This window comes from Rossellomorea sp. DUT-2 (assembly GCF_052665285.1).
In genome coordinates this window covers 45,960-56,365 of record NZ_JBQPEO010000011.1, presented here as the reverse complement: position 1 = coordinate 56,365, position 10,406 = coordinate 45,960, and the positions used below count along the sequence as shown (strand labels likewise).

The window sequence follows — 10,406 nt, the reverse complement described above, 5'->3', positions numbered from 1 at the left end:
TTTCCTCATGCGAGGAAATGAGTTATCCGGTATTAGCCCCGGTTTCCCGGAGTTATCCCAGTCTTACAGGCAGGTTACCCACGTGTTACTCACCCGTCCGCCGCTGACTGATGGGAGCAAGCTCCCATCAGTCCGCTCGACTTGCATGTATTAGGCACGCCGCCAGCGTTCGTCCTGAGCCAGGATCAAACTCTCCGATAAAAGTTTGAATAGCTCTTTAAAAATAAATCTAGAATTAACGTTGACGTATTGTCTTGTTTTGTTCAGTTTTCAAGGTTCAATGTGTAATGCTTCTGTTTGAAGCGACCTTTTAAATATTACATTATCGACTCATTCAAGTCAATAACTTTATTAAAAAGTTTTTATTAAGTTTGTCGCCTTTTTGCGGCAACAGATAATACTATACCACCTTCCAAATATGGGCGCAAGAGTTTTTTTAAATCTTTTTTACCACATAATAATTATAAGACAAAAGACATCCTTTTCATTCTTTTTACCGTAATCCTATAGTTTATATAAGATGACTATAGACCTAAACTGAGTTTTTGCATCATTATATTCTCTAAATTATTATCTACCCATCATTCATAAAACTAAAAAGAACAGCAGGGGCGTGAAGCCCCTGCTGTTCTTTGACACACGATTAATCACGATGACGCATTAATGGGAAAAGTAAAACGTCTCGAATAGATGGAGAGTTGGTTAACAGCATAACAAGTCTGTCGATACCGATACCAAGACCACCTGTTGGCGGCATACCGTATTCAAGAGCCTCGATGAAATCATTATCCATCATGTGGGCTTCGTCGTTTCCTTCTTCTCTTTCTTTCAATTGCGCCTCAAAACGTTCTCTTTGATCGATTGGGTCATTAAGCTCCGTGAAGGCATTCGCATGTTCACGGCCTACGATGAATAACTCAAAGCGATCTGTGAATCGCGGATCTTCATCATTTTTCTTGGCAAGTGGAGAAATTTCCACCGGGTGACCATAGATGAATGTAGGCTGGATAAGTTTGTCTTCCACTTTTTGTTCGAAGAATTCATTTAACACATGGCCATATTGCATATTGTCTTTGATTTCGATGCCGTGTTCTTTCGCAAGGGCACGTGCTTCTTCATCGGACATTTCTTTCCAGAAATCCACACCAGTCTGTTCTTTAACCGCGTCCACCATATGAAGACGAGTCCACTGTGGCTCCAGATTTATTTCATAGTCTGCATACTGAACCGTAGTAGAGCCGAATACTTCTTTCGCAATATGAGCTACAAGATTTTCAGTAAGTGCCATGATATCTCGGTAATCTGCGTATGCTTCATAAAGCTCGATCATCGTGAATTCCGGGTTATGTCTTGTAGACACACCTTCGTTACGGAATACACGGCCGATTTCGTATACTTTCTCAAGTCCACCGACAATCAGGCGCTTTAAGTGTAGCTCGATTGCAATACGCATGAATAACGGCATATCGAGAGCGTTATGATGTGTATTGAATGGACGGGCAGATGCTCCCCCTGCGATGGCATGCATCATCGGTGTTTCTACTTCTAAGTAACCGTTGTTGTCCAGGTATCTTCTCATCGATTGGATGATACGACTGCGGGCGATGAACGTCTCTTTGCTCTCCTGGCTCGAAATCAGATCCAAGTAACGCTGACGGTAGCGCTGTTCAACGTCTTTTAAACCATGGAACTTTTCAGGAAGCGGGCGCAGCGCTTTCGTTAGAAGGTGGAATTCTTTCGCTTTTACTGAAAGCTCTCCTACCTTTGTTTTGAATATTGTACCTGTAACCCCTACGATATCTCCAAGGTCTGCTGTATTGAATAGTTCGTATGCTTCTTCACCAATGGCATCTTTACGCACATAGATTTGGACTTGTCCGGCTAAGTCCTGCAGGTGGGCGAATCCCGCTTTCCCTTTTCCACGCTTTGTCATGATACGACCTGCGATGGTTACTGCAATGTCTTTCTCTTCTAGTTCTTCTTTAGAAAATTCATCGAATTGAGATTTGATCTCGGATGAATTGTGGGTACGATCATAGCGTTTACCGAATGGATCCATTCCTTTATCACGGATCGATTCCATTTTTTCGCGTCTGACTCGAAGCTGGTCATTGATTTCTTCGTGACTCATGTGTTTCACTCCTATTCTATCTACTTGCTTTACTAGACTAATACGATTATATACCATACTATTTTACACAATATCTATGTTTGTAACACCCCTAAAGTATGAGTTATTTCAGAAACGTACTTTAGTGCGTGAAAACATATTGAAAAAAATCTAAAAAAGGCCGCTCCAACTTTGTGACAATGTCACGGATTGGTTCCAGCCTTTTCTAGGATAACATAAAAGGATATACAGGTGAATCAACCGGCATTCTCTTGGCCATACTGCCTCAAGTAAAGCCCTTACCCCTTAATTCGTTTCCTATCTATATATTACTCGACTATATTGACATTCACTCACTACGTTCATAATCATCCTGCGGCATCAGATCGTGCAGCGGGATGTTCAGCACTTCTGCAACGTTCACTAAGAAATCTTCTTTTGGTATTCGACTGCCTCTTTCAACTTCTCCAAGGACGGAAACGGAGATGGCTAATTCCTTAGCTAACCCTTCCTGTGTATATCCTTTTAGTTTTCTGAATGCACGAATGCGTCTTCCCCATTTATCTGTTTCCATAACCGAACTCCTTCTTTGTCAGGTATTTCGTCCAGAAATTCAACGAACGGGGCATTAAAAGATGGATGCTCTAAACGTGGAGCAACCTCTAATAATGGGATTAACACAAATGCTCTTTCTTGCATCCTTGGGTGAGGAATGAGAAGGTTCTCTGACTCAATCGTTTCGTGATTATAGAGTAAAATATCAAGGTCTATTATTCGCGGACCCCATCTGAACTCCCTTTCTCTTCCAAGGTCGATTTCCACCTGCAAGCACTGATGTAATAGAGTTTCTGGACTTAAACTGGTACGAATTTCGATGACCATATTCAAAAATTTACCTTGTTCTGTAAATCCTACCGGGTCTGTTTCATACATAGAGGATCGTTTCGTTACCTCTATCTTACCATGACTACCTAAGATGTTTATGGCTTTTTCTAAATAACCCGCCCTGTCTCCCATATTGGAACCAAGGGAAATATATGCAGTATTCATCCTATCGACTCCTATTAATCTCCACCGCCACCGATTGGTAATGTCCAGGAATAGGTGGGTCAGGCTTGATTAGTGTAATTTTACAGCTCTCTACGACTTGGAATGTTTCTAAGATCCGGGAAGAGATGTCTTCAGCGACCGCTTCCACTAAATTCTTCGGTTCTCCCTCAACTACAGTTTTCGTGATGGAATAGATCTCCGCATAGTTAACGGAGTCCTCAAGCTGATCACTTTGACCGGACTTCCTTAAATCTAAATGCAACTCTACACTAACACGAAAACGTTGTCCAAGTTTGTTCTCTTCCTGAAATACACCGTGATAGCCGTAAAACTCCATTTCATTCAATAGAATCTTATCCATACATTTTCTCCTTTCCAACGAGGGCATCCATCATTTTAGCCATGCGGGCCATTTCCTTTACGTCATGAACACGTACGATGTGACACCCTTTTTGAATCCCGTAGCAAACCGTCGCTCCCGTGCCTTCCATCCGTTCCTCTACGGGTAGATCCAGGACATGTCCGATTATAGACTTTCGAGACGTCCCCAGGAGCACAGGATATCCTAGTGAAACAAGAACATCCAAATGTCTCATCATCTCTATGTTTAATTGTACTGTTTTGGCAAACCCGATTCCAGGATCCAGGATGATTTGGTCGTCTTTCACCCCTGCCTCTTTTACTAGGAAGATGCTTTCCTGCAGATCTTGTATCGCATCCCGAACGAAGTGGCTGTACTCCCGGTTATCCCGGTTATGCATGAGAATGATCGGGGCACCCGTTTCCGCTGCTACTTGTGCCATTTCAGGATCTTTTTTCGCACCCCATACATCATTAATGATGCTTGCTCCCGCTTCCAAAGCTGTACGGGCCGTCTCTGCCTTATACGTGTCGATGGAGATCGGTACGTTCACTTCCTGGGAGATTGCCTCTATAATCGGCACGACTCGTGAAATTTCTTCTTCAGCAGCTACGATTTGGTGCCCTGGCCGAGTGGACTCTCCACCTATATCTATAATGTCTGCCCCCATCTCAACCATTCCTTTCGCACGCTCTACAGCCCGGTCCAATTCATTGAACGAACCACCGTCCGAGAATGAATCAGGTGTGATATTTAAAATCCCCATAATAAGAGTTTTCTCTGAAAAATTAAGTTCGTATTTTCCGCACTTCATTGCACGACTCCCCCTGCTATAATTCCTCTATTGAATTCAAGTGGCCTGTGTATTCGCTGTATCGTTCATGTAACAGCCTGGTATACATTCCGTTGCGACCCGGAAAACTCATAGAGGCAATTCTGTTTACCGGTATGATTTCTTGCACAGAGTTTGTGAAAAAAACTTCATCCGCTCCCAGTAATCGCTCTTGCTCGAACAACCCTACCCGAACCCCCATTTGCGTTCGATCTGCCAGGTCAAGGATGAACTGACGTGTTATCCCGTTTAAGAGCCCGGTCTCTACAGATGGTGTATACAATTCTGCGTCTTTTACCCAGAAAAGATTGGACGTTATTCCTTCACAGAGATGGCCTTCCTTTGTAAGAAATATCCCTTCCCGTTGAGGAGATGGTCCAATTTCCCGTTTAGCCGCCATATTGTTGAGGTAATGATGGGATTTCAAACGTTCACCGGTCTCAGGTGTATTTCTTTTTAACTGAAGCAACACACCTTCTTTTTCCGTTAATGGCATAGAAGGAGGCAATTCTTTTTGAAAAAGGATCACCGTCGCATCCTCATACGGAGCCGTTTGTAAACCTATCTCACCTTCCCCACCGGAAACATTGAACCGGCAATAGGCATCTTTCAAGCCATTTTTATCTAGAAGTGTTGTTATTGCGTTCCGGATCTTTTCTTCATCCAGGTCCGTTGCAATATTCAATTCCTTCAATCCATGAGAAAGCCTCTTTAAGTGATCCTTTAGCAAAAACGGATGACCATCATACGTCCGAAAGGTTTCAAACACGCCCAATCCATATAAATATCCGTGATCGAATGGGGAAATGACAGCCTCTGATGCATGAACGATTTCACCGTTAAGATATAGGTACATTTATAAAACCATCTCGATTTTTTTATAAGTCGTTAGAAAGTTGAGGAGAAGCTGTTTCCCTTGTTCCGTCATGATCGATTCAGGATGGAACTGCACCCCTTCGATTGGCAGCTGTTTATGACGGATCGCCATGATTTCCCCTTCTTTCGTTTCGGCTGAAATGTCAAAGCAACCAGGAAGGGTTTCTCTTTTGACAATCAGGGAATGGTATCTTGTTGCCTCGAAAGGATTGGGCATGTCTTTAAAAATGGTTTTCCCATCATGGAGCATGGGTGAGACCTTTCCGTGCATTAACCGTTCCGCACGAACCACATCGCCTCCGAACACCTGGGCAATCGATTGGTGACCCAGGCAAACGCCGAAAATCGGAATCTTTCCCGCAAAGGTTCTGATCGCCTCCAGACTCACACCCGCTTCGTCCGGACTGCACGGTCCCGGAGAGATCATCAGGTAATCCGGAGACAATGCCTCAATCTCATCTATTGTAATCTCGTCATTTCGTTTCACGATCAGCTCTTCCCCCAGCTCTCCTAAAAATTGCACGAGATTATAGGTGAATGAATCGTAGTTATCAATCATGAGAATCATAGGGTTTCTCCTTCCGCCCTGGCTTTCGCTACCCAAAGGGCTTTCGCTTTCTTCAAGGATTCTTTGTATTCGTACTTAGGATTGGAATCAATCACGACTCCCGCTCCCGCTTGAATATGGGCTTTTCCTTCTTTCACAAGCATCGTCCGGATGACGATATTCAATTCCATATCTCCATTGACGCCAATCCAGCCAATGGACCCTGTGTAAATCCCTCTTCTAACCGGCTCGAGTTCTTCAATGATTTCCATCGTTCTCACCTTAGGGGCTCCCGTAATGGTTCCACCAGGAAAAACAGATCGGATTAGATCCGCTCCCGTTTTAGTTTCATCTAGTGTTCCTCTTACATTTGAAACAATGTGCATGACGTGGGAGTATTTTTCAATGACCATAAACTCATTCACTTCAACTGTCCCGTATTGGCAAACCCTGCCCAGGTCATTTCGTTCCAGGTCCACAAGCATCACGTGCTCTGCTCTTTCTTTTTCATTATTGATCAGCTCAAGAGCAAGTTTCTCATCCTCTTCAGCATCTTTTCCCCGGGAGCGTGTGCCTGCAATCGGCCTTGTACTTACTTCGGTCCCTTTCTTCTTTACCAGCAGTTCCGGTGACCCGGAGACAATTTGAAAGTCCGGGCTTTGAATATAACTCATATAAGGGGAGGGATTTAATTCCCTAAGCTTTTTATAAACCGTGTAAGGCTCAGCCTTTAATTCTTGAGATTGTCGGACAGATAAATTCACCTGAAAGACATCACCCTGGGAGATATAAGTTTGGATCTTCTTCACAGCCTCTGAGAATTCCTCTTCATCCATCGATACTTCGATGCCTGCTGTCTCGTGTTTCACAGGATCCTTCTCATATTCTTTTATTGAAGACAAGGCATTTGTCCAAGAAGAAGTCCATCTTGATAGCTTATTCTCGGCTGATTCCGTTTCCTCATCAGAAAGTATCATCGTCCACAAACTATTTTCCTGATGATCGTAGACCACCCATTCCTTCAGGTAATAGAAATAAAGGTCCGGAAGCTCCAGATCATCTCGCCCCAGAGCGGGAAGTCTTTCAATCTTCCTTGCATAATCATAACTAAGAAACCCGATTACCCCCCCTTGGAAATCAGGGAGATCCTCTCTTCTTTTCGTCCGAAGGGGATTCATCCATTTTTCCATTTGAATCAATGGGTCTCCATTTATCGTTTTAACCCCCGAAGAGTCTTGTATGCGCAACCCTTCCGGAACACTTTGTAAAATGACGTCAGGTTGTAGTCCAGCAACGCTATATCGTCCACCCCGTCCACTTTCTAACAATATATGATGTGATTGATGTTGACTAAGTTGTTCGTATGCTGCAAAAAATTGTTCTTTGGTTGAATGGTTTTTATGAAAATATAGGTGCTGCACTGACCCTTCACACTCCTATTTTTTATCTACTTTCATGATACATGAACTTCGGGAAGGTTTCATCGTTAAAAACTTGAAATTTATGTGGGTGGGGATGGTGGAGAATGGATAGATTTAGATGGGGACTTTTACTTCGAAATGTCCAATAGACCACACAAAAAAACGGACCCTGAAGAGTTAAACCTTCAGGATCCGGCACTTTTAATCATTCTTCATCAAATTGGTAAAGAGGAGTACTTAAATAGCGTTCTCCGTTACTTGGGATGATGGCAAGAACTTTCTTACCTTTCCCTAACTTCTTCGCTACTTCAATAGCTGCATAGATGGCCGCTCCTGAAGAAATCCCACCCAGGATCCCTTCTTCTTTAGCCGCTCTTCTTGCATAGTCGAAGGCCGAATCCTTGTCAACTTGAATGACATGGTTATATACCTCTGTATCTAAAATATCAGGGATGAATCCGGCACCGATTCCCTGGATTTTATGAGGACCAGGCTTTCCTCCTGATAATACCGGTGAATCTGACGGTTCCACGGCGTATAGCTCGATTGATGGGTAATGCTTCTTAAGCACTTCCCCAGCGCCAGTTATCGTACCACCTGTTCCAATCCCTGAAATGAAGGCATCCAGTTGATCGCCCATTTGCTCGACGATCTCAGGTCCGGTTGTTTCTCGATGAACTTTAGGGTTGGCTTCATTCTTAAATTGCTGAGGCATGAAGTGGCCTTTTTCTTTCGCTAACTCTTCAGCTTTGCGAATGGCCCCTCCCATTCCTTCTGCTCCTGGTGTTAATACTAATTCTGCGCCGTACGCACGTAATAGGTTGCGTCTTTCCATACTCATTGTGTCAGGCATGACCAGTAACGCACGGTATCCTTTTGCGGCAGCTACCATCGCTAAACCAATACCGGTATTTCCACTCGTGGGCTCAACAATCGTATCCCCGGGTTTAATCGTACCTTCTTTTTCCCCTGCTTCAATCATCGCTAATGCGATACGATCCTTTACAGAGCTTCCGGGATTCATATATTCTAATTTCAAGTAAACATCTGCACTATTTTCATCTACTAATCGATTCAGTTTTACCACTGGAGTCTGACCTATTAATTCCGAAATTGAATTGGCTACTCTCACCATTCATTCATCACTCCTAATTCCAAGTAAATTTGTTGGTTTTATAAAAATGTAACAATATTCAATAAATTTGTCAATTAAAAAGCCTACACACTGTTCACACCAAAGATTTCTGGTTCGAGGTGTATCATCCATCCATCATGCTCTTTATTCTGGTCTGATGTGACCAATTGCTTCTACCCTAGGTTATATGTATGCATATTTCATTTATCCTATGTTTCGTTAAAAAGTGTCTCTCTATGTAAAAGAAGCTGACCTTTTAAAAGGCCAGCCCCTTCTAATTCTGTTTTCCGTAAAACCAGTCCACTTCAACCTCTTCCCAAAAGGACTCGGGCTGCAGAGGCGTCTCTACTTGCTCTAAAGCAATTTGTCTTCGAATTTGAGATTTTACATCTTTGAACGAAAAATGTCTTTCTTTCAAAACATCGTCTACATAATAAATAACGTACTCTGAATCCTGCTGAATCGGTTTTGTCCATTCGCCTGGTGAGAGAGACTCTATTTCTTCTGACGCTTCTGACGATAGGAAATCCCCATCCAGAGGAACATACCCAATGTCTCCTCCTAAATGAGCACTTTGCTCATCGCTTGAACGCTCCATGGCCAAAGCTTCAAAGTCCGAGCCAGCCTCTAATTCTTCCAGTGCTTGAGCGGCTTCTGATTGATCAGCTACCTTCAACTGCTTCAGCTTATACATTTTAGAAATAGAGTACAGATGCTCGTTTTGATTATAGAAACTCTTCAACTCTTTTTCAGGCACTTGGACATCCTTCGTGAGGAGCTCCTCTAATAACAATTCAGATTTGATTTGAGTCTTTAGTGAATCTTCATCTTCAAGATTTTCTTCATCGTACGCATTATAAACAGATTGTATGAAATAATATTCCTGTTCTACTTCTTTATCTGAAACAGAGATATCATATTTCTTCGCTAAATGGTCGATCACTTGTTGATTGATCAGGGCCTTCAGCTCTTCCTTGCCATGCTTTTGCTCAAGGGAATACAACCAGTCCTCCCGGGTAATTGACTCTCCGCCAACCGTCGCCACGACTTCGGGAGTACCACTTACCCCCGAAGAGCGATTCCACACGAGTGTAATGATATTGGTAACAAGTAGCAGCCCAACCATAACGATGAGTACAGATCGTTTAATTCTCATTTCTCCCATTCTCCCTGAATCTGATTTACTGCTTCGTGTTTGCTTTCAGTTCTTCTAATTCTTCTTTAGAAAATACATACGTTTCATTACAGAAGTGACAGCTTGCTTCTGCACTTCCATCTTCATCGATCATTTCTTGTATTTCCTGCTCCCCTAGGCTGATGATGGCATTTGAAAACCGTTCTTTATTACACTGACACTTAAATGCCACTGGAAGCGTTTCAAGTACTTTGACTTCCCCTTTTCCAAGTACTTCTTCTAATACCTCTTCAGGTGTGAGTCCCTTTTCGATCAATTTAGAGATCGGAGGGATTTTAGCTAAACGTTCCTCAATCTTCGTAATCGTTTCGTCATCCGTTCCCGGCATTAGCTGCAGGATAAATCCGCCTGCTGCAAGAATGGAATTGTCGGGGTTCACTAACACACCTACACCTACAGAAGAAGGTACCTGTTCTGAAGTGACGAAATAATACGTGAAGTCTTCTCCAAGTTCTCCTGAAACAATCGGAACCTGACCGGAGAAATGATCCCTCATTCCGATATCTTTTACAATGGATAACGTTCCGGTTGTACCAACTGCACGACGGACATCAAGCTTTCCTTGTTCGTTTAAATCGAAGTGTACATGCGGGTTGGTCACATATCCCCTGACCTCCCCTTTTGCATTGCTATCTACAAGAATGGCGCCGATCGGGCCTCCACCCTCTACTTTGATCGTTAATTTATTTTCCCCTTTTAACATAGCCCCCATCATCACTCCGGCACTAATGCTTCTACCTAGTGCTGCTGACGCAGTTGGCCATGTTCCATGTCTTCTTTGTGCTTCTCCTACTGTATCCGTGCTTTTTACTGCATAAGCACGTACTTGGCCATTATAGGCTAACGCTTTTACTAAATAGTCGCTCATGGTTGAAGCTC

The 10,406-nt window shown here is 43.2% G+C and carries 11 protein-coding genes and 1 rRNA gene; all 12 read right to left on the bottom strand.

What is annotated here, in order from left to right; translation table 11 throughout:
• Positions 1-201 (bottom strand): 16S ribosomal RNA (locus ACOSV2_RS22335); the annotation flags it as partial.
• A gap of 442 nt (positions 202-643) precedes the next feature.
• The gene (lysS, locus tag ACOSV2_RS22330) at positions 644-2,140 is read right to left on the bottom strand and encodes a lysine--tRNA ligase (protein WP_428976883.1); all 1,497 of its coding nucleotides are present in this window, start codon (positions 2,138-2,140) and stop codon (positions 644-646) included.
• Between the two features lie 319 nt (positions 2,141-2,459).
• Positions 2,460-2,684: a helix-turn-helix domain-containing protein gene (locus tag ACOSV2_RS22325; RefSeq protein WP_113971070.1), complete on the bottom strand. Its 225-nt coding sequence runs from the start codon at positions 2,682-2,684 to the stop codon at positions 2,460-2,462.
• Complete coding sequence (gene folK / locus ACOSV2_RS22320; RefSeq protein WP_428976882.1) at positions 2,636-3,160, bottom strand: 2-amino-4-hydroxy-6-hydroxymethyldihydropteridine diphosphokinase; 525 nt, start codon at positions 3,158-3,160, stop codon at positions 2,636-2,638. The genes ACOSV2_RS22325 and folK overlap by 49 nt, the downstream gene beginning before the upstream one ends.
• Before the next feature lies 1 nt (position 3,161).
• Positions 3,162-3,521 carry a dihydroneopterin aldolase gene (gene folB, locus ACOSV2_RS22315; RefSeq protein ID WP_428976881.1) on the bottom strand — a complete coding sequence of 120 codons (360 nt, stop codon included), beginning with the start codon at positions 3,519-3,521 and terminating at the stop codon, positions 3,162-3,164.
• Complete coding sequence (folP, locus tag ACOSV2_RS22310) at positions 3,514-4,335, bottom strand: dihydropteroate synthase (RefSeq protein ID WP_428976880.1); 822 nt, start codon at positions 4,333-4,335, stop codon at positions 3,514-3,516. The genes folB and folP overlap by 8 nt, the downstream gene beginning before the upstream one ends.
• A 16-nt stretch (positions 4,336-4,351) precedes the next feature.
• Positions 4,352-5,209, bottom strand: a complete 858-nt coding sequence (gene pabC / locus ACOSV2_RS22305) for an aminodeoxychorismate lyase (protein ID WP_428976879.1) — start codon at positions 5,207-5,209, stop codon at positions 4,352-4,354.
• The gene (pabA, locus tag ACOSV2_RS22300) at positions 5,210-5,797 is read right to left on the bottom strand and encodes an aminodeoxychorismate/anthranilate synthase component II (protein ID WP_428976878.1); all 588 of its coding nucleotides are present in this window, start codon (positions 5,795-5,797) and stop codon (positions 5,210-5,212) included. It abuts the gene before it with no gap.
• Positions 5,794-7,197: an aminodeoxychorismate synthase, component I gene (pabB, locus tag ACOSV2_RS22295; RefSeq protein ID WP_428976877.1), complete on the bottom strand. Its 1,404-nt coding sequence runs from the start codon at positions 7,195-7,197 to the stop codon at positions 5,794-5,796. Before pabB ends, pabA begins: the two co-directional genes overlap by 4 nt.
• A 205-nt stretch (positions 7,198-7,402) precedes the next feature.
• On the bottom strand, positions 7,403-8,332 hold the full coding sequence (gene cysK / locus ACOSV2_RS22290) for a cysteine synthase A (RefSeq protein ID WP_428976876.1): 930 nt from the start codon (positions 8,330-8,332) through the stop codon (positions 7,403-7,405).
• 274 nt (positions 8,333-8,606) lie between these two features.
• Positions 8,607-9,488, bottom strand: coding sequence for a peptidyl-prolyl cis-trans isomerase (locus tag ACOSV2_RS22285; protein ID WP_428976875.1), 882 nt, complete (start codon positions 9,486-9,488; stop codon positions 8,607-8,609).
• Positions 9,489-9,513: 25 nt separating this feature from the next.
• Positions 9,514-10,395: an Hsp33 family molecular chaperone HslO gene (gene hslO / locus ACOSV2_RS22280; protein WP_397554521.1), complete on the bottom strand. Its 882-nt coding sequence runs from the start codon at positions 10,393-10,395 to the stop codon at positions 9,514-9,516.
• Positions 10,396-10,406: the final 11 nt, after the last annotated feature.

What these genes read in the sequence shown, in the direction of transcription:
- ACOSV2_RS22325 (WP_113971070.1), bottom strand. Translation starts at nt 2,684, where the DNA reads ATGGAAACAGATAAATGGGGAAGACGCATTCGTGCATTCAGAAAACTA.
- folK (WP_428976882.1), bottom strand. Translation starts at nt 3,160, where the DNA reads ATGAATACTGCATATATTTCCCTTGGTTCCAATATGGGAGACAGGGCG.
- folB (WP_428976881.1), bottom strand. Translation starts at nt 3,521, where the DNA reads ATGGATAAGATTCTATTGAATGAAATGGAGTTTTACGGCTATCACGGT.
- folP (WP_428976880.1), bottom strand. Translation starts at nt 4,335, where the DNA reads ATGAAGTGCGGAAAATACGAACTTAATTTTTCAGAGAAAACTCTTATT.
- pabC (WP_428976879.1), bottom strand. Translation starts at nt 5,209, where the DNA reads ATGTACCTATATCTTAACGGTGAAATCGTTCATGCATCAGAGGCTGTC.
- pabA (WP_428976878.1), bottom strand. Translation starts at nt 5,797, where the DNA reads ATGATTCTCATGATTGATAACTACGATTCATTCACCTATAATCTCGTG.
- cysK (WP_428976876.1), bottom strand. Translation starts at nt 8,332, where the DNA reads ATGGTGAGAGTAGCCAATTCAATTTCGGAATTAATAGGTCAGACTCCA.
- ACOSV2_RS22285 (WP_428976875.1), bottom strand. Translation starts at nt 9,488, where the DNA reads ATGAGAATTAAACGATCTGTACTCATCGTTATGGTTGGGCTGCTACTT.
- hslO (WP_397554521.1), bottom strand. Translation starts at nt 10,395, where the DNA reads ATGAGCGACTATTTAGTAAAAGCGTTAGCCTATAATGGCCAAGTACGT.